This is a genomic window from Desulfomicrobium apsheronum, assembly GCF_900114115.1.
GTDB lineage: Bacteria > Desulfobacterota > Desulfovibrionia > Desulfovibrionales > Desulfomicrobiaceae > Desulfomicrobium > Desulfomicrobium apsheronum.
Window position 1 is genome coordinate 12661 of sequence record NZ_FORX01000009.1, and the last position, 24744, is coordinate 37404.

The following is a 24744-nucleotide window of genomic DNA, read 5'->3' on the forward strand; positions in this document are numbered from 1 at the left end:
TTAGAGAGCGGGATGACCTAGTAACGGTTCCAACCACCCATCATACCTCCACCGTGGCCCATGTTGCCCATCATGCCGCCACCATGGTTCACGTTGCCCGTCATGCCGCCACCATGGTTCATGCCTCCCATCGTGGGACAAAACATTCCATTTCCTCCACCATGACCATAGCCATGCTGGCCTGTCTGGGTGTACCCTGCACCCGTCATGGGCTGAGGGTAGTTGTTATTGCTAGGCTGACCATACGCTGCCTGACTCGTCACTGCATTCGCGGCCTGCTTATTCGCAGAATCCTGTGCGCGAGCTGTGTCTGCACTTGCAACAACCATAGCTCCAACGACAAGCACAGCAGCCAAACTGACAGAAACACGATTTACGATCTTGCTAAACATAATAACCTCCAAATTGATGTTGATTTTTTTATTTTAAAACGATTATGACTGGTTAATAATTTTTTTCATTTCGAGATATGTCTCGTGCGTAATATCTCCCTTGGCCAAACGATATTTTATGATCTGCAAAGAGTCGTCCCTATCGTTAAATCGAGTTCTGCTTGATTTTAACAATCCCCGTAGAAATATTCCCAGTAGCAACAATACTATTACCGTTAAAAACCCACCAAATATCCAGTGAGCACTGAAGCTGCCCCATTGAGAAGAGTGAAAATATTCGCAACCCCACATAAATTGACCTCCTTTTGCTCATGGGCTTTAGCCACCGCCAGACTCGCCCTCGTTATCTTGCTATAAGCAACAGGCGTGCCAAAACGGCGGACTTGAGAATAACAATGCAAAATTAATGATTATTTTAGCTATTGGAAAAGCGATTAATGGAACCCAAGACTAATTCAGTGTAAATTTTACTCGCCAAACAGTGAAGTGGCGCGTACTTTTTACGCGCAGAATATGTTTGTTTCAAATGCTAACCACCAGCACAGGCCCTTCAGATTAAAGAGGTTGGAAATGATGAAGAAATCCTTGGATAGACAACGTTCCTGGATGAAAATCCCCCCCTGGCTTATCATCGGAGCGGCCGGAATCATGACCGCAATAGTCGTTGTCATGGCCGTTCGGAACACCCACCGGGAAAAGGCTTTGACTTCCCAGACGTTAATGGAAAAGGGAGCGACCATAATAAGAGCCTTTGAGTCGGCAGCTAGGACTGGCATGGGTATGCACTGGAGTGGACGCCAACTTCAAATTCTTCTCCACGAGACCGCAGGCCAAGCCAGTATCCTTTACATGGCAGTGACCGACGAGAATGGGATGATCCTTGCTCACAGCGATCAGACCAAGATTGGGGAAAAATTGTATGATCGGCAGAAGATTCAGTCCCTGGAAGTGAACACCGTTGAAAAATGGCGGATTGAGGACGGTTCCAACAAACAGCGAGTCTTTGAAGTCTATCGCAACTTTGCGCCTATGGCTGGGCGACCTGTGCTTGACCATAGCGGTGGAATGGGCGGACAAGATTGGTGCGATTGGGGGCAAGGAGGAGGTACACCCAGTCCGGCCCGACAAATCATCTTCGCCGGCTTCGATGTTACACCATTCGAGGAGGCCCAAGCCGAGGACTTCCGTAATACTGTAGTTCTTTCCTCCGTTCTTCTCCTACTTGGAATCGGTGGCGTCATGATGCTTTTCGGGGCACAAAGCTACCGCCTATCCAGGAGACAACTCCAAAACACTCAAGCATTCTCATCAGAGATTATCAAAAATCTTCCAGTCGGTCTCATCACTACTGGAAGCGATGGACGCGTGGCAGTCGTGAATGGGGCAGCAGAAAAAATATTCGGGCTTGAAGCGTCCCTCGTGTCGGGCAAACTGCCTGATGACATACTGCCGGCGAACTTGTGCAATCTGAATGATGTCATCGATAGCGGAGAAGCGATCATTGAGCGTGAAATCGAGTGCGCCGTTGACAGCAAGGCCATACCATTGAGTGTGAGCGCCGCAAAGATCACCAACGAAATGGGAGACTTTCTCGGAAACATCTTGATCCTCAGAGATCTTGGAGAAGTTAAACGGCTCCAGGAGGAGGTGCGCCGCAAGGAGAAACTTGCTGCATTGGGCAGTCTCGCGGCTGGCATTGCTCACGAAATCAGGAATCCGCTATCATCAATCAAAGGATTCGCTAAATATTTTGAAGGTCACTGCGAAGAAGGCAGCGAAGGACGGAAACTTGTTGCAGTCATGACCAAGGAAGTGGACCGTTTGAACAGAGTCATCACTGAACTGCTGGAGTTCGCCAAGCCTTCCGACCTGAAGACCCGCCCGACAAATGTAAATGACATCATTGAACACTCACTTCGCCTCATCCGCCAAGATGCTAATGCCAAAAGAATTCGAGTAGAATTTACCCGGGACGAACAACTCCCCAACGCTGAGATTGATCCTGATCGTTTCACGCAGGCATTGCTCAATCTCTACCTGAACGCAGTCCAAGCTATGGAAAACGGTGGAATACTTGCTGTTCGAGCATCCACTGCTGGCGTGAACGAAATCCGCATCGAAATAGAGGACTCAGGTAAGGGCATCCCGTCAGAAAGCCTTGGAAGCATATTCAACCCATATTTCACCACGAAATCCTCGGGCACCGGCCTTGGCCTTGCCATAGTCCACAAGGTAATCGAGTCGCACCAGGGAGAGATCAAAGTCAGGAGCGCTGCTGGCAAGGGCACTGCGTTCAGCATCTTGATACCTACTCAGAGAAGAAAAGGAGAAATACATGGCCGCCAGACATGAAACGACCGTTCTCGTCGTAGATGATGATGAGAGCCACCGAACCATCCTTCAGGCTCTCATCAAAGGTTGGGGGTATAAATTGGAGGGGGTCGATGACGGATCAAGAGCCGTGGAACTAGCTAAGGAAAAACCCTTTGACCTGATCCTCATGGATGTCCGTATGGCCGTAATGGGCGGAATCGAAGCCCTCAAGGAGATCAAGTCGTACAATCCTTCCATCCCAATCATCATCATGACGGCCTACTCAAACGTAGAGTCCGCAGTCGAGGCGATCAAAGCCGGGGCCTATGACTATCTGACCAAGCCTCTCGACTTTGACATGCTCCGACTGACCATGGAACGGGCCTTGGAGCATGTTTCCCTGAAGGCCGAGAATCAGGAACTTAAGGAGCGCTTGGTTTCTTCTTTCGACCCCGGAAATATCGTCGGCCGGAGTGAAGCCATACGACGACTCATGGATATGGTGGCCATGATCGCGCCAAGTGAAGCTACAGTACTCATTAACGGCGAGTCCGGTACGGGCAAGGAACTTATCGCTAAATCCATCCATTTCAACAGTTCTCGCAAAAATGGTCCTCTCGTCACCGTCAATTGCGCGGCCCTAAGCGAAACATTATTGGAATCAGAGTTGTTTGGGCATGAGAAGGGGGCCTTCACCGGTGCCGATAAGCGGCGGGAGGGGCGCTTTATGCATGCCAACAAGGGTACCATCTTCCTCGATGAGATCGGTGAGATCTCCCCTGCCATGCAGGTCAAGCTCCTGCGGGCGATACAGTCCCGGGAAATCCAGCGCGTGGGTAACGATCAGACCATCCAGGTGGACGTACGGATTGTGGCGGCGACGAACCGGGATCTAAAGGCGGAGGTCGAAGCGGGCAATTTTAGACAAGACCTTTACTACCGACTGAACGTGATGGCGGTCGTCGTCCCACCACTTCGAGATCGAAGAGAGGACATCCCGCTCCTGGCCATGCATTTCCTGTACAAGTTTGCGGATACCAACAGGAAAGTTGTCAAGGGCTTCACGCCTCAGGCCATGGACATGCTCCTCAAGTACGACTGGCCCGGCAATATCCGAGAACTGGAGAACGCTGTGGAGCGAGCTGTTGTGCTCATGCCGGGTGATTATGTGACTGAGCGGGAACTACCGTTGAGCATAGATCAATCCTTTGAAAGTCATGACAATGCAACATCCAAGATTGTCCAAAGTGAAGATATTCTTCCTTTGAATGCAGTTGAGAGAGAAGCTATTCTGGCCGCCTTAGAAATCACGAAAGGAAATAAAACTGAGGCAGCAAAAAAACTTGGGATAACCAGGAAGACTCTCTTGGCAAAGCTGCAACGTTAAGTAGAAAACAACACCTCCATTCGTTTATTATTTGCTGTGACCCTCAGAATACGCAAAAAAATGTTGGTAAGTGTCTTTTCTGTTGCTCTCCTCCAGAGGAGACTATGCAGGAAGTTCCCCTTCGCCTAAGCCCCACAGCTTTCGCTTGCTCCAGGCGATGTCGCAGACACGGGCAGTCTGTTGATAAAGGCAGAAGATCATCTTGAGTCACAGTCGTTGCCCAGACTAACGTCCTGCACCCGCAGGACACCGCAAATATCGACGTAACCCAAATTATTGTTGAGCCGCTTCTCTTGGCGCAATAGGCCATAGTTGAAAATCCACTTTACACAACGCTCCTGAATAGGGATGGAGGCTTAGCCGTCCATCCCCATCATAACCGCTACTTCATATCAACCTCTACATCATGAACGGCGGCTGCAGGGTTGTCATCTTGAGCACCACCATGCTCTGAATCATCGGACGACGTTGCGTTTGACGACATTTCCGACATCACCGCCACCGCAAACACGCCGAGAACTCCGGTCAAGCATCCGCCAATAAATGTCAGTATCTTCCCCATTCTGTCCTCCCTGGGCATGATTTCTTCAGTCATCGAGAGTCTCCTTCACAATTTCGAGTACTGCGATCGCGATCGCAATGGCAGGTCCCCAACTCATATGGTCTTTCCTCCTGCATAATGCCCACGAGGGCAGGTTTGCTGGACATGTCCCAGACGAATGATGATCCTGTCAGGCGGACCGAGAATCGGTCCTTGGAATTTCCTTCCTTTCATAACGCCTCCTGTTGGATTGGTTGAAACAAAAGGGGGACCATTGGCCCCCCCCGCACGGTTGTTGACTGACTGGAATGGATCAGCGTCCAAGAATCGCGCCCTCAAGCAGAGTGAACATGGCGGGCACCAGTTCCGCCATGGAATTTACCACGGCGTTACGCCTTGGCAGGAGCACGTTGATTCCGGGACTGGTGATTCCGATGCCATATATTTCAAACCCTGCCTTTTCCCCCTGCTCAATGGCCTGAGTCGCGCACTCCAGAGAATCCGGCTCCCCATCCGTCACGACGAGTATGAGCTTTCGCAGCTCGCTCAAAGGCAGCATGTTCTGCATGACCCACCACAGGGCTTCCCCCATGGGCGTACCGCCTGCGGGTGTGAGGTCCAGATTGGTATGCACCTTCTGGCCGTGCGTGATGACGGGGGCGACGGTTGAGTAAGAGCCATTCGGCAACTGTGAACTGGGAAACGCGGTCACGGCGACATTGATCTTTGAAGCCTCCAAGGCGGAAGCGACGGCGTAGCAGGAACAGCAGGCCAAGCGGATCCTGCGCACCATGGATCCGGAGCAGTCGAGCAGGATGTGGACTGCGGTATTGATCCCGGTTCGCTCGGCCTTGGTCCGAAAAAGCCTGGGATCCGAAACGGCTAGACGATGGAGTTGCCCGGTATCCAGACGCCCACTTCTGCCGCTTGAAGCTCGTGCCAGGATCTTTGTCTGCAGGAGGCCCTGCAGCCTGGTCCGCAGCGCCATGGACGCCTGCCTTGCCTCCAAAACATCTGCCTCGGTCAGGGAGCCTGCACTTTTCGACGTGGGTATGGCCACGGTGACGGCTCCTTCCTGGGACTGCCGAGATGTGGCTTGCAGGGCGTCCGCCAGGATATCGCCTAGGCTTTGCGGGAGGGCGTCCTCCCCTGCCCCAAGGAGATCACGGACATACTCTCTGACCTGGTCCTGACTCCCGTTGACCGCAGGTAACGCCGAGACATCGGCATCATCCGAGTTGCCCCCACCATCATGGCCATCTCCATCATCCGGAGCTTCGCCCTGCTGTGACTCCCCTCCGCATTCAGACTGGTCGCTGTTGTCATCTTGGGTGCCGGGGGGTGTTTGTTCGTTACGCCCGTTAGCGCTTTGTTCATCAGGTTCGGACCCGTCATCCAGTGGTGCGCCCTGGTCAGGCGACACCGGTTGCTCGGTTGAATTCGCATACAGATCCAGAACGCGCACGATTTCGCGGGCGAAGTCTATGGCGTCCTGAGTCGAACGACACCTGGTGCGGACCGTTCTCAGCACGCGCTCGATCTTCGGTCTCACACCTGGAAAGGCCGCATCAATCTGACCAGCCAAAGCGTTCTTTCGGTTGCGAAGCGCAGCGACATCCCAGGACCGGACTTCGAGCAGGAGCCAGTTGAGAATGATGGCCGCAGGCTGAGATGGCTCCTTTTGAGCCTCCGTGTCGAAGACATGCGCAATCAGCCAATCGAAGTTCTGGCGGCACCCTGGGAATATGGACGCAAGTTTGTGCTCGACCCTTCGATCTTCCAAAGTGTTCCACACATGCTTTTCGAGCGGCGTGAGCGAAGCAGCCTTCAAGGCCAGGAAGTCAGTATCCCGAACATGCCCGGCCTCGTGGTCCAGGTAGCCGCGAGCCATGGCCAGAAGGGTATCCGGGACATCGCCCGGCAAGGACGGCAGCCGGATGACCGTGCCGTCCGTATAGGCGTCAGTACCTCCTATCTCGACTTTTACTCCGTATTTTCTGCCGAGCACGCTTGCCACCAAGGGCAGTGAGCGCATCACGGCCCGTGTGTCGATCATCGGTGCCTCCAAATGCGAACAGCCCCGGAGCTTGTGACTCCAGGGCTGATCGGCTGTATATGTTCGTCATTACCAAAGCCCGCAGTTGGGCATTACCGGCTGCATGGGTATGTCAGGGAATATCGGCGGCAGATCGTCCAACGTAGGCACGATACCCACCTCATCCTGGACGTCCAACTCCGACATCTCCCTCTGCCCTTCGACCAGGAGGGACAGAAGGTCCTTGGAGGTCGTGCCGTCCATGATCTTCTGCCCATGCTCGATGAGGCCGTCCGTGTCCCGCAACAGGGAGACGAGGCCCTGGAGCATGAGCAGGTTCGCTCCTTCGATCCTGCCACGTTTGGGCAGGTGTTCGAACGCGGTGTGAATTAGGTCCGCAACCGGAGATACCCGTGGTTCGACAAAGCTCAGACCCGAGAGTTTCTGGTGGATGGTCCGCAGGGGCGAAAGTGCCTTGCGGGTGATCTCGGTCTTTCCTGCAAAGCATTTGTGCCAGGCTTCGGTGGCCGCTTTGGACACTTCGCCGAACAGGGTCTGGCCCAGGCTTGCCACCTCGTCCTTGAGTCCTTCCATGACCGGGTCGGCCGGATCTGGAGGAACAATGCGGTAGAGCCGCCAGATGAAGCCCATGCGACTTCGGACATAGTCGGCGCTGACGGTCGAATCGGCGATGATCTGTTCCCAGCCCGAGTGTTTGGCGATCCAGTCCCGTACGGATTCATCGTAGCGCGACAGGAAATCCTCCTTGGCAGCGTTGAAATCCCGCAGGATTTGCTCAAGCTCGGTCACGATGGCGTCCGCCTGGCTCTCGGGGATGGCCCATCCGCCAAGGAAACGGACACCGTGCCTGTCCAAGAGGCTCACGGCCCTGGCCTTCAAGGTCCCGAAGACCCGCAGGGCTTCCGGATCACAGACCCTCTTGCTGCCCAGGGATGCCAGGTCCTCGGGGGGTAGCGTGGCCCCGGCAAAGTCCTCGGGGCTCAGTTTCTTGCGTGCGGTCCATATGTTTACCTCAAGGTGCAGGGCCAGCAGGCTGTCCAGGACCTTGATGTCGGTGTGCGTGTTCATGCTCTTCTCCTCAAATGAAAAGAGCGCCTGATGTGGCGCCCTAGTTTCCGTTCACGATGATGAAGTCCTGCCGGTCGATCTTGACCAGCACCCTGCGCCACATCTCCTGGATGGGGCATTCGTTCTTGCACTCCCGACTCTTGATGGTGCGAGTGACGCAGGTCTCAAATGGCTTGCTATCAAAGCCTCCCACCCACATGCGGATGGTCAGCCCCAAGGTGTCGACCTCGGCCTTCCAGTGATATCGGAACCCCGTCTCGGGGACCTGCTTGGCCAGTTCGATGGACTGGCGAAAGGGGAAATCCGGGTGAGCTATATCCATATAAATGCTCTCTTTGGTTATGTTGATTTTCAAAATGTGACCCAGCAAAGCCCGTATCCCTCGTTGATCTTGGCAAGCGCCCTATCCATCATCTCCTGCACCGGATTGCCCTGAGCGCATCTGGAGATATCAAGGACGCGACCTTGCCCGGCGGTATTGAGTCGACCCCATTGCAATGCCAGTCCGTTTGGATGAGCCACGGCTTTCCAGAACTTGCCGCCATGTGGCGTCGATTTTTCCAAGAGAACGGAAGGGGGATGGGCGCAGTTGTTCAGGTAGGAAGGGTTTGCGGCCATGGCCTGAATGACCGAGGTCATGGCCTGGCGCACTTTGGTCAGGTCGTCGGGAGTGGTCGCATCTTTGTGCGTTTCAGCAGCTGCACTCCTCTCTACTCCCCCATGGACTGCGGGAAGACGCGCTGGGCGAGTTCGTGGAGCATGGCCCTGGTTTCCCTGGTGGCGCGAAAGCCCAGTGCCCGGTCCAGGGCATAGGTCACAGGCTGCACTCCTTGCCTGGACAGGGGCTGAAAACGCACGGTCAGGTCGGCCCAACGAAGAAGGGTCCGGGTCGAGAACGTGACCTCGATGCTGTTTGCGATCCCGACGCCGGCTTCACCCATGAAAAGCCTGCGGACCTCGTTTGCGTATTCGACCATTTTCTGACGGATGCTTTCAGGCAATTTCGGGCAGCATCCACCCAGAAGTTTCTCCTCGGCTTCCCGTGCAGGGTAGCCCATCTCACAGAGCCAAAAGCGATCCAGAAAAGCGAGGTTCTGCCGAAGCGTTCCTTGGTACAGGCCCGTCTCATCGGACCCACCATTGGTATTGGCCGTGGCTGCAAAGCGGAACATGGGGTGCGGGATGATGAGCTCGCCGCCATTCTCGGCGATGCAAAGCGCCTCGCCATCCAGAATCCCATTCAAACCCGTGGCGGTTGCCGGTTCGAGCAGGTCGATCTCGTTGAGCAAAAATATCCCCCCAAACCGCATGGCCAGGGCCAGGGGGCCGTATTCGAAAGCCATGCTGCCGTTGCGAACCGACAGGTGCCCCACCAGGTCGGGGAACTCCAGACGGCTGTGCCCTGTGACCTCGAAGACGGGATAGTTGAGCCTGGATGCGAGCTGCTTGATGGCGCTCGTTTTACCACTGCCTGTGGGACCAAAGACATACAGCGGGTCGGAAATGTTCATGAGCCAGACCGCGATGTCGCGGCTTGTCTCGTGGAAAATGTAGCCGGGATCCGGAGTAGGCGTGTAGGTGCAGGGGCTGGCATAACCCCGGATGATCCTGCCCGAGGGGCTGCCGCTGAAGACTGTCCCTGCGTCCAGTTCCACGGCCTGAAGTTTTTCAAGTTCGTCATGGATGGTGTTGGTCATGTTGTGCTCCATAAAATGAAAATCCCGGCCACCCTGTTACGGGGAGCCGGGATCTGTTGGTGTTGTGCAAACGTATTATTCTTCGTCGAATCCGATTCCTCTGGTCAGGCGCATCCCGAACGGATTGTCCCAGAATCGGCCGCGATACTCGACGTCATCGAGGTTCTCCCCGACACGGATGTAAAGGTACAGTTCATCGTCCAGGTCCGAGAGATACCCTGCCAGAAAGACGATATCCGGATCACTCGAGTACCATTTGAACCCTTCCCAATACCAGGCGCGGTTTCCTTCACCCTCCCTGGTGAATTCGGAGTCTTCGAAGAGACTGCGGACTTCTTCCTGAAGGGACTGGGGCAGCGTCTGGATCTTGGCCTCCAACTGGGTGAAGGCATCTTGCGCCAGGCAGATCCCGACATGAGAGCGGTATCCCATGTCATCCCTCCTTTTTCCTGTTGATCTTGTTTATCATCAGCCGGTCAAAGGGCTTTCCCTCCGACTCACACCTGGCGATGAGCGCATCTGCGTCGTACTCGCCAAGGATCACTGAGAGTTCCAAGCGTAATTGCTCCTTGCTCAAGGTGCGCCTACCATTTTGAGCCGAGACCCGGAAACGATGACTCCCTGCGTTGATCCAGGAACCACCGACATCACTCAGGGCATAGGCGTTCTTCAACCCCTCCTCGATTTCCGAAATCTCGACTTCAAGCACGCCCTGCATGGTCTTCAATTCATTGAGTTGGGCCAGCGTGTCGATCCACTGCGGCTGGTCGAGCCCATAGAACTTCGGGCAATCGGCGTTGAATTCGCACCACGAGCACAGGGGATGAAACCCTTGTGCTGTGGGAAGGTGGTCGAGGCCTGCATCATTTTTCTTCAACTCGTCGACGTTGTGCCAGAGGTCCTCGGCTGTTTTGAGGCAGAGATTTAGCATGGTGTCATCCGGCAGATATGGCCCAAACGCTTTGGCATCCGACATGGACAGGCACAGCACCCATGCCTCGATATCGACCGCTGAAGGATGGGCTGGCATTTCGATGCCAAACTTCTCCAGGCAGAGCTGCGGAAAAGTGAGCCCGTCACTCCCCTGTCTACCTGCTTCACCATGGACACCAAATGCCGGTTGGTCCCAAAGTGCGCGTAAGAGGCCGACTTGGCCATAAACCTGAGTTTCATAAGAAGAATACAAGGTTTTAGGGATTTTTTCGCAGCTTTTAAGCTCCAAAATCCGGACCGTGGGCTTTCCTACTGAGCTGGCGAAAACAAAATCCAAATGCGCCTTGATCGGCACCCCGTAATAACTCGTCACGATCTCAAGTTGCTCGATCACGGGCAATCGTTGCTGCCTGAAGACCTGGGCAATACCCGCCTCAAACCAATGTCCTCGTTGCAGACGAAGTTGTTTGCCGATCAGTGCCAGGGCGGCATGCTGGTCCAGTTCTAGTCCATGGTCATTACCAAAAAGCTTTTGCCCCACCGCTGCACGTGGACACTCCAAGGCTCGGCCAATATCCGACATGCCGATGTACTGGCTCCGATCTCCAAGCGATGAAGCGGTTCTCTGCGCCGACGATTCAAGAAGCCCTTTCGCGAGCAGCGTCATGAGGCCATGGGATCGGTCCGCTTGAGCTTGCAAGGTTTCACTCATGCCCTACCCTCCAAAATGACGAAAGCTGCCCGCATGGAGCAGCCTTCGCTTGTGTTTTGTGTCCGGATTTTCATGATGCCTGCGCATACTTCCACCACATTTTTCGCTGAGGATTCCATTTGAACCCGGCTCCGGCCAAGAGTTCCTTCTTGGCTTGGGTATTGCCGGTGGCGACGATGCACAACTGCCCGTCTGTGGCGGTGATCTCTTGGTAGGTGATGCCGTCGAGTTTCGGGAGTTGGGTTGGTTGTGATTGGCTGGGAGGATGGGGAGACGGTGCAGAGTCCTGCATGGCTGGAGCCCTTTTCTGACGTTGCCCACCTTTTCCTGAATCCTTGGGCAGGTTTCCGTCCGTGTCTTCCTCTGTCACGATACCGAGCATGGCAGAAATGGAGTAGCGCCGGATGTAGGTCATGGCGATGCCAAGTCCTTGAGGATCGTTCTTAGGCAAAGGCACCACCGCATGGGAAGATTGCCACTGACCGGATTCAGCATGGACCAACTTTGTCACAAGTCCGAGATGACCGGGGTCCGAGGGGACTGGGTACTGGGTGAGCCAGATGCCGTTGGTGAGCAGCGCTTCTCGGCAGGAATCCATGACGCTGTTCAGGGTGGCGTACTTGGAATGGGTGAAAGGATTAAGTTTGTCCTTTGTAGCAGGCTGCAAAGCCCGCTGTACATGGATTAAAGCATTAGCCAGTTTTGTTGTTTCGGACGAGCAGTAATTTTGGTCGTGCATAATCACTCCTTTGATAAATACACTATACTAACATTTATCGATGAGCTTCAATATAGTGATATATATTTTAATAAATTTGAATAACGAAATTTGAAAAAAGAGAAGACTTGAATGCCTCTTCGTTGCTGGCACTACCCTTACTTACCAGAGAGGCGAAGATAGTGTCGGGCACCAGTTGCTTTTTTTGTCGCGCAAGCTTTTTGAAAACGTGCTTCACGGGTGGCACTGGGATGTATCGGAAAAATCTCGCAACTGGCCAATTTTCCTGATTTTCTTCTTGTCATTATGGGTGGCCAGGGTTATCTTTCTTTATCAAATTCTCGCTACAAATCTCTTCCGAACGGTGATGTCATGGATAAACTCGACAGATGGCTGACCATTGATGAGGTGGCGGGCTACATAAAAATGAGCCGAACCAAGCTCTACGGCATGGCCCAACGTGGAGAGGTTCCCGCCTCCAAGATCGGTAACCAGTGGCGTTTCGACCGGGAGGGGATTGATCAGTGGATGAAGGCACACGCGACCGGAGCAATCGGATCTGACAATAAGGACAAGAATCAATGAACGGAGAAACCCACAGCCAACTGGCCAACTTTATCTGGTCCATCTGCAACCTGCTACGCGGCCCCTACAAGCGCAACGAGTACCGCAAGGTCATCCTGCCCCTTACTGTTCTGCGCCGCTTCGAATGCCTGCTCGAACCGACCCGCCAGGCCGCACTTGAAGAGTTCCAGTCGCTGAAGACCAAGCCAGAACGTGTCCAGCAGGCACGGCTGCAGCAAATCACCGGCCACCGCTTCTACAACCTTTCGCGTATGCAGCTCACGTTGCCAGGTGAAAAAATCCACTCACTGCTGGATGACCCAAACAATCTCGCGCCAAACTTGAACAGCTACATCAATGGCTTCTCCCCGAACGTTCGCGCCATCATGGAGAAGTTCAAGTTCAGCGAGCAGATCGCCCACATGGCAGAAAAGAACATCCTGTTCGAGGTGATCAAGGCCTTTGCCAAGATCAATCTCTCCCCCCAGCGGGTAGATCAGATCCAGATGGGCTACGTGTTCGAGGAGCTGATCCGGATCGGGGCAGAACAATCCAACGAAGAGGCCGGGGAGCACTTCACCCCGCGCGAGGTGATCAAGCTGATGGTCAACCTGCTGCTGGCCCCGGAGCAGGATCTCGCCAAGAGCGATGTGGTCAAGACCATCTACGACCCAGCCTGCGGCACCGGCGGCATGCTGTCTGTTGCCGAGGAGTACATTCGCCATCTCAACCGCGACGCCCGCCCGCATCTCTACGGCCAGGACTGGAACGACGAGGCATGGGCGGTGTGCAAGTCCGACATGCTGATCAAGGGCGAGGACGCCGACAACGTCATCCTCGGCGACACTTTCACCCGCGACGGCTTCGACCGCGATTCAGACGGTAAGAAGTGGACCTTCGACTACATGCTGGCTAATCCCCCCTTCGGTGTGGAATGGAAGCAGCAGCAGAAATACATCAACCAGGAGGCCGATACCCTCGGATTTGCCGGGCGTTTCGGTGCGGGCACCCCACGCATCAACGACGGGGCGCTGCTCTTTTTGCAGCACATGATTTCCAAGATGCGCCCCGTCGATAAAGACGGCAGTCGCATCGGCATCGTCTTCAACGGTTCGCCGCTCTTCACCGGTGACGCGGGCAGCGGCGAAAGCGAGATTCGGCGCTGGATCATCGAAAACGACTGGTTGGAGGCCATCGTCGCCCTGCCGGAGCAGCTCTTCTACAACACCGGCATCGCCACCTACATCTGGGTGCTGACCAACCGCAAAAATACAGAGCGCAAAGGAAAAATTCAGCTCATCGACGCCCGCAACTTCTGGGTGCAGATGGAAAAGTCACTGGGCAACAAACGCCGTCGTATCGGCGACCCACAGGACAAGGCCAAGGACCCGGACCACATCGCCGAAATCACCCGCATCTACGAAAACTTCCAGGACGGCGAGACCCGCACCTTTCTCGTTGATGGCACGGAAAAAGAGCTGGTGGTCAGCAAGGTGTTCGACAACGACGACTTCGGCTACCACAAAATCACCGTCGAACGCCCGCTGCGCCTGAACTTCCAGGCCACGGCGGAACGCATCGCCCGGCTGGAAGAACAGACCGCCTTCAAGAACCTCGCGTCCAGCAGCAAGAAAAACGAAACCATCCGTCAGCAGGAGATCGAGACAGGCAAGGCTCGTCAGCAGACCATCCTCGACCTGCTCGCCGCCTTTGCCAAGCAGCACGGCGATACCCTATTCCAAGACCGCAAAAAGTTCCTGCTGGCCCTACGCGAAGTGGACCGCGCAAGAAACGTCAAACTCTCCGCGCCCGAGTTGAAAGCGGTACTCGCCGCCATGGGTGAGCGGGACGAGACCGCCGCGATCTGCAAAGACAAGAAGGGCGGACCGGAGCCGGATACCGACCTGCGAGACACCGAAACCGTGCCGCTGAAAGAGAGCATCGAAGAATACTTCCACCGTGAGGTGCTGCCCCATGTGCCCGATGCCTGGATCGACCACGGCAAGACTAAAATCGGCTATGAAATCCCCTTGAATCGCCACTTCTACCGCTACGAGCCGCCGCGTGAACTGGCTGAGATCGAGGCCGAAATCAAAGGGCTGGAAGGCGAGATTCTTGAACTACTCCGGGAGGTGACCGCATGAGCACAACCATTCAGTTCCTGACACCCCGCTTGGTTGGCAAACGCTTCGAAGGGCATGCCATTCCTTTCGAGGTGTTGAAAAACATGGCGGTCCTCGAAGATTTGGTCATTGAAGCCGCCAAGTGGAAATATTTGCAAGCGCACCCAGATCGTCAGAGAGTTCCTCGCGGATTTACTGAGGGAGTTTCGCTACAGCTCACTGAAGTACGCGATGGAAGTGCCATCCCTGTTATTGCGCTTACGCTCCTGACCACAACTCCAATGTTTCCGGAGATTGGCAGCCACCAACAATATTTCGAGATGGGACGAGATGCGATTATCGCTACCGTTACCGCAGCTGAAGCGCAAACTCATGGTGATAATACATTGCCTTCTCACCTGTCGGGCTATTTTGATCAGCTTGGGAGATCATTGCGTGATGGGGAGGCGCTAGAACTGGACCCAAGAAACCTTGATAATCCCGCCCGGTTGACCAAGGAAACCCGCCGCTGGATTTTACTGCAGTCCGATAAAATCCAGGAGTTAACTGAAGAAGTCGTCCTACGCGGAATGATTCCAGAGATGGACCAGGAAAGAATGACCTTTGAGTTTCAACTGATCTCCGGACAGCGCATCAAAGCGCCGCTCGAAGTCCAGCACCTCGATTCGATCCTGGAAGCATTTAATGGGTATCGCGACAACAGAAAAATCATGATCCGTGGCATCGGACGTTTTAACCGCAACGAAAAACTGCTGGGACTGAGTTCGGTGGAACACGTTTCCATCTTGGATGATCTGGATACTGGCGCACGCTTGGAGGAATTGAAGACACTTAGAAACGGCTGGTTGGACGGCAAAGGTATTGCGCCTACTCGCAACGGACTGGATTGGTTGGCAGAGGCGTTCCAACGAAGCTATCCGGATGAACTGCTCCCACCTTATCTCTACCCGACTGCAGAAGGCGGAGTGCAGGCCGAATGGTCGGTGAATGATTGGGAGATCACCCTTGAAATCGACCTCGATCAGCATCTGGGCCACTGGCACGCCCTGGATATGACCAATGAGCAGGAACAGAAAAAATCACTCAACCTGAATGAACCCGCTGACTGGCAATGGCTGGCGACGGAGATCACCCAGCGGATTGGGGGGGACGCGTGAACAACAGCACCCTTCTGCTGCGCCAGATCCACCCCGGTTTCGTGCAGGATGGGCGGCCCTCATCCCAGGCCTTCCGCCCTACACCTAAGGATGAACAGAGGCTTTCCGTCTACGATGGCGACCAGATCACCCCCGCCGATGCCTTTTATCATTACACCAAAGACCTCATGCTGGGTAGCAGTGGAGTGCTGGCGGTGACCTTAGCGGAATGCGAGACGCTCGAACTGCCCGTGACGCCAGATCCTGCGCCCTTTCCAGAACATGCGCTGATCGACTTTTCGGCCTACAACAAGAATGCCACCGAAAAGAAGGCCAAACTGCTCAAGGCGCAAGCGGAAGCGCGCGGTTGGCTCTACCGGGAGGTAATGACATGAGGTATCCGACTTATCCCGAATACAAGGAGAGCGACGCCCAGTGGCTGGGGCAAGTTCCGGGACATTGGGGCGCTGTATCGTTGAGGTGGATTTCTCAGCGTTACGCAGGCGGGACACCAGATAAGTCCAACGATGCCTACTGGGAAGACGGTGACATTCCTTGGCTTAACTCAGGATCAGTCAATGATGGTTATATAACTGAGCCATCCGCCTATATTACACGAGAGGGATTTGCAAATAGCAGTGCGAAGTGGATTCCAGAAAATGCATTGGTCATGGCGCTCGCCGGACAAGGAAAAACAAAAGGGATGGTTGCGCTACTTGGCATCCGTGCGACATGCAACCAATCCATGGCCGCGATTATTCCAAAAGAGAAGTTAACCCCGCGTTTTCTCTATTGGTGGTTGGTGTCCAATTACCAGAATATTCGCAACATGGCAGGCGGAGAGCAAAGGGACGGCCTCAATCTTGATATGCTGGGTTCAATTCCGTGTCCGCTGTTGCCTCTCACTGAGCAAACCGCCATCGCCGATTTTCTCGACCGGGAGACGGGGCGGATCGATACTCTGGTGGCGAAGAAGCAGCGACTGATCGTGCTGCTCAAGGAGAAACGCACCGCGCTCATCTCCCGCACCGTCACCCGAGGCCTGCCCGCAGACGCCGCTCGCGAATTCGGCCTCGATCCCCACTCCCGCTTCAAGGACTCCGGCATCGAATGGTTGGGCGAGGTGCCGGAGGGGTGGGAACCGACTCCACTAAAGTTTATCGCTGGAATTCAAACTGGTTATGCTTTTAGTAGCGATGATTTTACCGACGAAGGCATCCCAGTTCTTCGTATTGGTGATATTTCAAGAGATGGTTGCGTTGATTTCACAAATGCCAAATATCTTCCTGAAACCTACAAGATTGCCTATAGCAAAGTGCTGATTACTCGTGGTGCCATCGTGATGGCAATGACAGGGGCAACCATTGGGAAAGCTGGAAAATACGACCTTGATGACCCTGCATTACTGAACCAGCGAGTCTGTTCTTTTTACTCGACGGGGGATAATGACCAAAGTTTTCTTTGGTATCTTCTAAATGCAGATTTTTATCTGGAGTATATCAAACTAACGGCTTTCGGTGGTGCTCAACCCAATATTTCCGACACAGAACTATTGGGCTGCATTGTCGCAGTTGCGCCTTCTGCAGAACAAACCGCGATCGCCGCCTATCTCGACCGCGAAACTGCCAAGATCGACAAACTGGTGGAAAAGGTCGAAATGGTCACCGCACGGTTGCAGGAGTATCGCACCGCCCTGATCACCGCCGCCGTCACGGGAAAGATTGATGTTCGTGAGGCGGTAGCATGAACGAGTTCATCATCAACAGTTTCGAGAAGTACCTGACCACCGTCCGCGACAATATTGGTGTCACCGATCAAAAAGGCCAGCGCAAGCGCCGCTATTTTCGCGGCCAGACCAAGCGGGCTTTTGATGGTTACGACCTCAAGCCCTCCATTGGCCGTTATGCCCACCTGAACAGTCTGCCGCCCGCCGAGCGCGACCGGCTAGAAAACGAGGTACTGGAGACCTTCAGCAACCATCTGCTCACCTATGTGAACCACCTGCCGCGCAATGACTGGGAGGCGCTGGCTATCGCCCAGCACCACGGTTTGCCAACCCGTTTCATGGACTGGACCACCAACCCGCTGGTGGCGCTCTATTTTGCCTGCCGCGATTCCAAGAAGGACAAGGACGGCAACCCGCACGACAGCGCCGTCTATGTGCTGATCAGCGAGCCACCGCGTTTCAGCGAATTGCGTCGACAGCAGAAGAACGGCGCGGCCAATGTGGATGAGCCGGAATCCGCTGCGCCCGTTTCAGGCGACGACGACGGCTACAACGACTTTGGGCTTGATGAAAGCGGTGAAGCAACCGTGTTCGTTGACGACGAACTGGGCACGGCCACAGCCACCCGTCCCCGCATCCAGACAGAAGTTACCAAAGAAGGTGAGCTGTCACCCTTCGACATCTCCAGCAACGTCATCTACGACCCGCCGCACGTCTCGCCGCGCATCCGCGCCCAGGATGGCGTACTGCTGGCCTGCCATCAGCCGATGCAGCCGCTGGAGGAGAAGGACGTGCTGGAGCTGGTGATCAGCCAGGCCGCCCATGACGATATTCGCCGCAGACTGGACCAGTACGGCGTCTTCGACAAACAGCTGTTCCCCGATCTCGACGGCATCGCCAAGTGGCTCAAGTATCGAGTGTTCGAGATCAACGGAATGACCTGAAAGGAGAGCCATGAAGCAGACCACCGAAAAAGCCTTCGAAGCCTACGTGGAGCAGATGCTGCTGGCCAAAGGCTGGCAGCCTGGCAATGTGAGCGGCTGGGACCGGGAGCGGGCACTCTTCCCGCAAGCGATCACCGACTTTATCGCCGCCACCCAGGCCCAGCTGTGGGAGACGATGCGAACCCAACTCGGAGTGCAACTGGAAGCGATGCTGCTGGCCACCCTGGTCAAAGAACTGGCCATCAAGGGTTCGCTGCATGTGCTGCGTCACGGCTTCAAGTTCTACGGAAAGACCTTCCGTCTGGCCTTCTTCAAGCCCGCCCACGGTCTGAATGAAGAGGTGTTGACGCAGTACCGGGCCAACCAACTCACTGTCACCCGGCAGGTGCCCTGTCATCCGGGCGACCATTCTACTGTCGATCTGGTCTTTGCCGTCAATGGCCTGCCGGTGGCGACATGCGAGCTGAAAAACCCTTGGACCGGTCAGAGCTGGCGGCACGCAGTGCGTCAGTATCAGGAGGACCGCAACCCGCGCGCGCCGCTGTTCGAGTTCAAGCAGCGGGCTCTGGTGCACTTTGCCGCCGACCCCGACGAGGTGCATATGACCACCCGGCTGGCCGGGGGCAAGACCTTCTTTCTGCCCTTCAATCGCGGCAGTCATCCCGGCGAGGTACAGTGCGGCGCAGGCAATCCACAACATCCTTCCGGCTACCGCAGCGGCTATTTCTGGGAAGAAGTACTTGAATGCGAGAGCTTCCTCGACATCCTCGGTCACTTCGTCTTTATCGAGAAGAAGGAAGAAAAAGTCGAGGACGGCAAAGGTGGCAGCCGCATGGTGACCAGGGAGGCGATGATCTTCCCGCGTTACCACCAGCTCGATGCCACCCGAAAACTGATCTTCGCCGCCCGCGCCGAGGGACCGGGACAGAACTATCTGATCCAGCATTCGGCAGGCAGCGGCAAGACCAACTCCATATCCTGGCTGTCGCACCGCCTGGCCAGTCTGCACGATATTGATGATCATAAGGTGTTTGATTGCGTCATTGTCATCACCGACCGACAGGTGCTCGACCGCCAGTTGCAGGACGCAATTTACCAAATTGAGCACGCCCAGGGGGTGGTCAAGGCCATCGACCAAGATTCAAAACAGTTGGCCGAGGCGCTGATCGACGGCACCAAAATTGTCGTCACCACCCTGCAGAAGTTTCCTTTTGTGCTGCGCGGTCTGCTTCATGCCGCCGGGGCCGAGAGCGCTGACGCCCCGGATGAAGCGGCCAAGGCGCAGGCCAGGGCCTGGGAGGCGGAGATCTGCAAGCGCCGCTATGCGGTAATTGTGGACGAAGCCCACTCCTCCCAGACCGGCGAAACGGCGCGGGAGCTGAAGGCAATTCTGGGGGAGAACACAGGCGGCAACGGCAACGACGAGGAAGCCGACTGGGAAGACCGCCTGAATGAGGTGATGGCATCGCGCGGTCGGCAGCAAAATTTAAGCTTTTTTGCCTACACCGCCACGCCCAAAGGCAAGACGCTGGAGTTGTTTGGCCGCACCGGGGCCAGCGGAAAGCCGGAGCCTTTCCACATCTACAGCATGCGCCAGGCCATCGAGGAGCGTTTTATCCTTGACGTGCTGCAGAACTACACTACCTACAAAACCTATTTCAAACTGGTCAAAGCGGTGGATGACGACCCCGACCTGCCGAAGAAGAAGGCGGCGCGGGCACTGGCCAAGTTCCTGGTAATGCACCCGACCAATATCGCCCAGAAGATCGAAGTGATCGTCGAGCACTTCCGCAGCCATGTACGCACCCACCTGGGTGGTCGTGCCAAAGCCATGGTGGTGACAAGTTCACGCCTACAGGCGGTTAAGTACATGGAGGACTTCCAGCGTTATATCGGTGAGCATGGCTACGACGACATCAGGCCATTGGTGGCCTTCAGCGGCACGGTGCGCGACCCGGACACCGGTAAGGAATACACTGAACCAGGGATGAACTCCGATGTGGTCAACGGCAGACCGATCAGCGAGAAGCAGCTGCCAGAGCGGTTCGCCTCGCCCGATTACCAGGTTCTGCTGGTGGCCAACAAGTACCAGACCGGCTTCGACCAGCCGCTCTTGATGGCCATGTACGTGGACAAGCGGCTGGACGGGGTGCAGGCAGTGCAGACACTGTCGCGCCTTAACCGCATGGTACCGGGCAAAGAGACACCCTTCGTGCTCGACTTCGTCAACGAGGCCGAGGATGTCTACCGTGCCTTCAAACCCTACTACGATGCCACCAGCCTACAAGAAAGCTCCGACCCCGCCCAGTTCGAACAGCTCAAGCACGAACTGGACGCTTTTCAAATCTATCACTGGAATGAGGTGGAGGCCTTCGCCCGCATCTTCTATCGTACACCAAGCAAGCAAAACCCGGCCGACCATGCTCACCTGCAGCGCCATCTGCAACCGGCTGTGGACCGTTTCAAGGTTATGGACGATGAAGAGCAGCGTGGTGATTTCCGTGATAAGCTGAGCGGATACGTCAAGGTGTACAGCTTCCTGAGCCAGATCATCCCCTATGGCGACCCCGACCTGGAAATGCTCTACAGCTTCGGCCGGTTCCTGCTGCCGCACCTGCCACTGGAGCGCGACACCAGCACCGTTAAGCTCGGCGATGAGGTGGGCCTGCAGTACTACCGCCTGCAGAGGGTCTTTTCCGGGGCCATCGAACTGCGCGAGGGTGAAGGTGAATACGGCGTGAAGAGCCCCACCGATGTCGGCACCGGAAAGGCCAAGGAGGAAAAAGCGCCGCTTTCGGAGATCATTGAGGTTCTGAACGACCGCTTCGGCACCAACTTTACCGAGGAAGACCGGTTGTTTTTTGAGCAGATCAAGGAGAAGGCCGCAAATACCCCGGAAGTTGTTCGCCTGCGCCAGGCCAACCCCTTCGACAAATTCCAGTTGGGCCTGCGTCAGATGCTGGAAGACCTGATGATTCAGCGCATGAGCGAGAACGACGCGATCGTCTCACGCTACATGGATGACAAGGCTTTCGAGGATGCGGCGTTTGCGGTGCTTTCCAAGGTTATTTACGACACCATCCCCGCAACGGATGCAGTCGATTCTAGTGGTAAGCGATGAAAACCTTTCTGCCCAGTTCATCGCCGACAGACTAAACAGTATGTATGAACTGTTTTTGGAGAAATGTGAAAATGGGCGTGCTATTTTACTTAACCCATAGGTTAGTGTCGTGAGCCCAATAATTGAGATCAGTAGATGTATACTCCCAGTGACGAAATTCTTAATCGACCTAAAGAGCTTTACGAGCTTCCATTCTATACGGGCTTACCCGAAAATCCCATCACTATAGATTGGTCCTGCGGTAGCATGGATGAGTTCTTGAAGTTGGATATCCTAACTCTAGATGGCGCTCAGCCTCCTGAGGAAGAGCACTGGCGAGCGAACAAAGGGGTACTGTATACTGACATTACGAAAGAGTCTTTTGAGATTTATTCAAAAAGAAAAGCAAAATTCCAATTGGTTAGTATTGTTGTAAATGCATATTCCTTCAGAGATGTGAAAGGGGTTATCCACGCAAAACCATACAATATTAGCTTGTTTCCCTTTTCAAAGAGAGAAAAAGTACAATATATTCCAATTGATTATTTGAAAGCTATATCAATGTCTGAAATCAATAGTCGTAGTTCGATTTATATAGGCTTTAATCCGTTTAAAAAAGCTTACGGGGTATTTTCTCCAGGTGGACTCATGACAGGTATGAACATTGAGTCAGATATGATTGGCTTTATTGATAATACTTTTGCGGTTGTATCACCCTTTGATCATAATTCGGTTACTCCTCCATTCATTCAAGATTCTAAAATTGCCAATGATTTTAATAAGTATAGGAACAGAATTTACTTTAAAGCGTTTAAAACTCTTAAGCCTAGAAAAATTTGGGGATGTGATTCGCCGATTGAACTTTTTCTACTGCAGGCGATGGACTATTTAGGACTGTCTCCAATGATACAAACTATGATTGGCGAAGATGGCTATATTGCATCAAATTACCATACGCTTTGGAATGACAAGAAGCTCAGAAGAGAATTTAAAATTATAACAGAAGCTGATTTTTATTTCCCTGAAGAGAAACTTGCTGTCTTTTGTGATTCAAAAGAATTTCATTCATCAGACAAAGCCAAAGAGAAAGATAGCCTTATAGATAAGAGATTAGATTCTATCGGGATAAAGTCTCTTCGCATCTATGGAAAAGATATCGTGGATTCACCCATGAATTGTGCGAAACGAGTAGAGTCCGTACTTAGTTGATTCGTGAGACAAAAGTTTTGCAGCGAATGACAAATGCGGAGGTTGATTTCACCCACCATCCAGTCAACCCAATATGCATCTATTTTTAAGACCAGTACTGTCCATCACAAGGCAGAAATTCAGCCTTTTTAAGGTGTCAAATCACACCCTATAATAGACATTTTTTACCATAAATTTCTATATTTACGATCAAGCAGCAAGATTCTTCATTGCACAAAATTGTATCAAAACACCACAATTTGAAATTAGAGAAGATGTAAGAAAATATATTCATACATCTTCTCTAAAAATGACTCTGCAAAATAATCAATGCTTATTTTTTATCCAATTCTTTTATGATAGCATCAGCCTCACTTCCGCATAACTGATCAAGTTTTTTTCCAAACTTATTATACACATAATTGTGATGATCTATAGACTTTTTTTTACCTTTCATCTCAATCAGGTCAATCTGCTTTTGCGTCGCTGGTTTACTTCCACCGCCATTACGCACTTCTGGTGCAGCTGGTAGAGCCTCTTGCTTAACTTCTCTATACTCCACATCAATCACTTCACCAGAATAATCCTGCGATCTAACTTGCCCAGCATCTTCAACCATGTTTTTAATATTCAGCGCATCGGATAAAGCTCTGCCTTTTGATCGAGTAGATGCCATACTGACATAACGTCCAGCACACCCCCTAGGCACATTGTCAGGAGAAGCATCCCCAACGTCCGTAAACTCTCGCCCATCATCAAAAACAACGGTCGTAGAGGCTATAGTCATGTATCCATTGTCTACTGACGGTAACTGAACAATCTTGGTTGAGATTTTTTGTATTCCTACCTGGTGCGCGACATCTAATACACCTTCATAGGTGACAATATCTTTACCATGAATATTCATGATGCCACTTTTTTTAATCTTGGGATTTTTCTTACTATCGGACATGACTGTTTTCCTGTTGTAAAAATGTGATAAAAAAAAGGCACCCAGTAGTACGCTACTGAACACCCCAATATTGACCTCAAGACACCAAAATAATCCCTGATAAATTAAACTTTTCAAAGAGTAAAAAACTCAATGACCTGAAAAGAAGACCAATTCCGCACCTGTGAAAATAATACTAAAAAACCTCTATTTTTTAAGCTGAGATCCTCCCCTAGAATGAGACCCTTTTCTCAATCCCTCTTTATCGCGAATTTTCGCTAAATAACTCGCCTGATAAACCATCTTGTCTTTAACCTCCGAACACCGTTCATCACCTCGACGATACATCAAGCCATTATCCTGTTTCTCTCCTGCACGTCCCTTATTGCAATAATTCACAAGACCCTGATTCTCACTCCTCAAAGCTTTCCCCCAGTAATGTTCAGCAGCCTTAAGAATCGTGTACTCAGACTGAATAGCGTTGCCATTAACAAGCGCATTACAGTGATAATGAGGAAACACAGAAGAATCTTTCTGATCAGGAGACCAGTCTAGTTTCAAATCAACCTTGTGATTAGACTTTCTCATTCGAGAAAAATGTTTTTTAAAGCCATCACTAAATTTATAAATGTGAGTTTTATCAAATTTCACAGAACCATCGGAAGGATAACGCAAATCAAATCTGGTTTGCATAACTTTGTTATGCTTGATAGTCATATCCTCTAGATGTTGGTGATACCTTTCCAGAGTAGGAACAAAACAACCTAGATTTTTTTCTTTTGAAGTGTTAATCGAATAACCATTGAATTTTTCTTCAAACGTAAGATTTTTCTTTTTCATTTTTCTTTCCTTTTGTTTTTCTTCTTTTGAAATTAAAAAAGGGAATAATATACTTGGCGTATATTATTCCCAGTCTCTTTTTGTTATTGTTTAGTTTTATTGAATTTATATTAAATTAATTGTATTAATTATTTCTCTATAGAATATATAGTAGTGTTATTTATTATATAAATTAATTTTAGTTTATAAAGAAGAATATATAATAAGGTAATACCATATATACCTAAATAATTCATCCTTTATATCATACACTCTTATAAGTAATTTTAGGATTCAATCTCTCGAAAAATCAATAAATTTTGGTTTCTAAAAATCTAATTTTAATATTTACAAAAAACCATCACAATAATGGATATCAGAACAACTTAAAATACT

Annotated in this window: 22 protein-coding genes; 10 read left to right on the top strand and 12 right to left on the bottom strand. The window is 52.6% G+C overall.

Going from position 1 to position 24744, the window contains the following annotated elements; translation table 11 throughout:
• Window positions 1-17: 17 nt before the first annotated feature.
• Complete coding sequence (locus BMZ40_RS09975; RefSeq protein WP_092374868.1) at window positions 18-392, bottom strand: hypothetical protein; 375 nt, start codon at window positions 390-392, stop codon at window positions 18-20.
• Between the two features lie 570 nt (window positions 393-962).
• Here BMZ40_RS09975 and BMZ40_RS09985 point away from each other — a divergent pair.
• Both BMZ40_RS09985 and BMZ40_RS09990 read left to right on the top strand, forming a co-directional pair.
• Entirely contained in the window at window positions 963-2744 is a 1782-nt protein-coding gene (locus tag BMZ40_RS09985) for an ATP-binding protein (RefSeq protein WP_245751077.1), read from the top strand.
• Complete coding sequence (locus tag BMZ40_RS09990) at window positions 2728-4092, top strand: sigma 54-interacting transcriptional regulator (RefSeq protein ID WP_092374872.1); 1365 nt, start codon at window positions 2728-2730, stop codon at window positions 4090-4092. Before BMZ40_RS09985 ends, BMZ40_RS09990 begins: the two co-directional genes overlap by 17 nt.
• A gap of 382 nt (window positions 4093-4474) precedes the next feature.
• Here BMZ40_RS09990 and BMZ40_RS09995 read toward each other — a convergent pair whose 3' ends face one another.
• The 9 genes from BMZ40_RS09995 to BMZ40_RS10035 form a co-directional block, all read right to left on the bottom strand.
• A complete protein-coding gene (locus BMZ40_RS09995) occupies window positions 4475-4687 on the bottom strand; it encodes a DUF4064 domain-containing protein (protein WP_092374874.1) in 213 nt (70 codons plus the stop codon).
• 259 nt (window positions 4688-4946) lie between these two features.
• Window positions 4947-6689 (bottom strand): cobaltochelatase CobT-related protein, encoded by a 1743-nt coding sequence (locus BMZ40_RS10000; protein WP_092374876.1) that lies wholly within the window; start codon window positions 6687-6689, stop codon window positions 4947-4949.
• 69 nt (window positions 6690-6758) lie between these two features.
• Window positions 6759-7757: a DUF3150 domain-containing protein gene (locus BMZ40_RS10005; RefSeq protein ID WP_092374878.1), complete on the bottom strand. Its 999-nt coding sequence runs from the start codon at window positions 7755-7757 to the stop codon at window positions 6759-6761.
• 40 nt (window positions 7758-7797) lie between these two features.
• A complete protein-coding gene (locus BMZ40_RS10010) occupies window positions 7798-8079 on the bottom strand; it encodes a hypothetical protein (protein WP_143075590.1) in 282 nt (93 codons plus the stop codon).
• A gap of 29 nt (window positions 8080-8108) precedes the next feature.
• Window positions 8109-8396 (bottom strand): hypothetical protein, encoded by a 288-nt coding sequence (locus BMZ40_RS10015; protein WP_143075591.1) that lies wholly within the window; start codon window positions 8394-8396, stop codon window positions 8109-8111.
• 71 nt (window positions 8397-8467) lie between these two features.
• Window positions 8468-9454, bottom strand: a complete 987-nt coding sequence (locus BMZ40_RS10020) for an AAA family ATPase (RefSeq protein WP_092374884.1) — start codon at window positions 9452-9454, stop codon at window positions 8468-8470.
• Window positions 9455-9529: 75 nt separating this feature from the next.
• Window positions 9530-9886 (bottom strand): hypothetical protein, encoded by a 357-nt coding sequence (locus tag BMZ40_RS10025; protein WP_092374886.1) that lies wholly within the window; start codon window positions 9884-9886, stop codon window positions 9530-9532.
• A 1-nt stretch (window position 9887) separates the two neighbouring features.
• A complete protein-coding gene (locus BMZ40_RS10030; RefSeq protein ID WP_092374888.1) occupies window positions 9888-11099 on the bottom strand; it encodes a hypothetical protein in 1212 nt (403 codons plus the stop codon).
• A 70-nt stretch (window positions 11100-11169) separates the two neighbouring features.
• On the bottom strand, window positions 11170-11838 hold the full coding sequence (locus BMZ40_RS10035; RefSeq protein WP_092374890.1) for an ERF family protein: 669 nt from the start codon (window positions 11836-11838) through the stop codon (window positions 11170-11172).
• Between the two features lie 351 nt (window positions 11839-12189).
• Between BMZ40_RS10035 and BMZ40_RS10040 the strand changes: the two genes are divergently transcribed.
• The 8 genes from BMZ40_RS10040 to BMZ40_RS10075 all read left to right on the top strand — a co-directional run bounded on the left by BMZ40_RS10040 (window position 12190) and on the right by BMZ40_RS10075 (window position 22619).
• Window positions 12190-12402, top strand: coding sequence for a helix-turn-helix domain-containing protein (locus BMZ40_RS10040; protein WP_092374892.1), 213 nt, complete (start codon window positions 12190-12192; stop codon window positions 12400-12402).
• The gene (locus tag BMZ40_RS10045; RefSeq protein WP_092374894.1) at window positions 12399-14525 is read left to right on the top strand and encodes a type I restriction-modification system subunit M; all 2127 of its coding nucleotides are present in this window, start codon (window positions 12399-12401) and stop codon (window positions 14523-14525) included. The genes BMZ40_RS10040 and BMZ40_RS10045 overlap by 4 nt, the downstream gene beginning before the upstream one ends.
• Complete coding sequence (locus BMZ40_RS10050) at window positions 14522-15661, top strand: hypothetical protein (RefSeq protein WP_092374896.1); 1140 nt, start codon at window positions 14522-14524, stop codon at window positions 15659-15661. The genes BMZ40_RS10045 and BMZ40_RS10050 overlap by 4 nt, the downstream gene beginning before the upstream one ends.
• Window positions 15658-16035, top strand: a complete 378-nt coding sequence (locus BMZ40_RS10055) for a hypothetical protein (RefSeq protein ID WP_092374898.1) — start codon at window positions 15658-15660, stop codon at window positions 16033-16035. Before BMZ40_RS10050 ends, BMZ40_RS10055 begins: the two co-directional genes overlap by 4 nt.
• Complete coding sequence (locus BMZ40_RS10060; protein WP_092374900.1) at window positions 16032-17387, top strand: restriction endonuclease subunit S; 1356 nt, start codon at window positions 16032-16034, stop codon at window positions 17385-17387. Before BMZ40_RS10055 ends, BMZ40_RS10060 begins: the two co-directional genes overlap by 4 nt.
• On the top strand, window positions 17384-18310 hold the full coding sequence (locus BMZ40_RS10065) for an FRG domain-containing protein (protein ID WP_092374902.1): 927 nt from the start codon (window positions 17384-17386) through the stop codon (window positions 18308-18310). Before BMZ40_RS10060 ends, BMZ40_RS10065 begins: the two co-directional genes overlap by 4 nt.
• A 10-nt stretch (window positions 18311-18320) precedes the next feature.
• Entirely contained in the window at window positions 18321-21431 is a 3111-nt protein-coding gene (locus BMZ40_RS10070; protein WP_092374904.1) for a type I restriction endonuclease subunit R, read from the top strand.
• Between the two features lie 135 nt (window positions 21432-21566).
• Window positions 21567-22619, top strand: coding sequence for a PDDEXK family nuclease (locus tag BMZ40_RS10075; RefSeq protein WP_092374906.1), 1053 nt, complete (start codon window positions 21567-21569; stop codon window positions 22617-22619).
• A 313-nt stretch (window positions 22620-22932) separates the two neighbouring features.
• Here BMZ40_RS10075 and BMZ40_RS10080 read toward each other — a convergent pair whose 3' ends face one another.
• A complete protein-coding gene (locus tag BMZ40_RS10080; protein WP_092374908.1) occupies window positions 22933-23550 on the bottom strand; it encodes a hypothetical protein in 618 nt (205 codons plus the stop codon).
• 186 nt (window positions 23551-23736) lie between these two features.
• Window positions 23737-24369: a YagK/YfjJ domain-containing protein gene (locus BMZ40_RS10085; protein ID WP_092374910.1), complete on the bottom strand. Its 633-nt coding sequence runs from the start codon at window positions 24367-24369 to the stop codon at window positions 23737-23739.
• Window positions 24370-24744 lie beyond the last annotated feature (375 nt).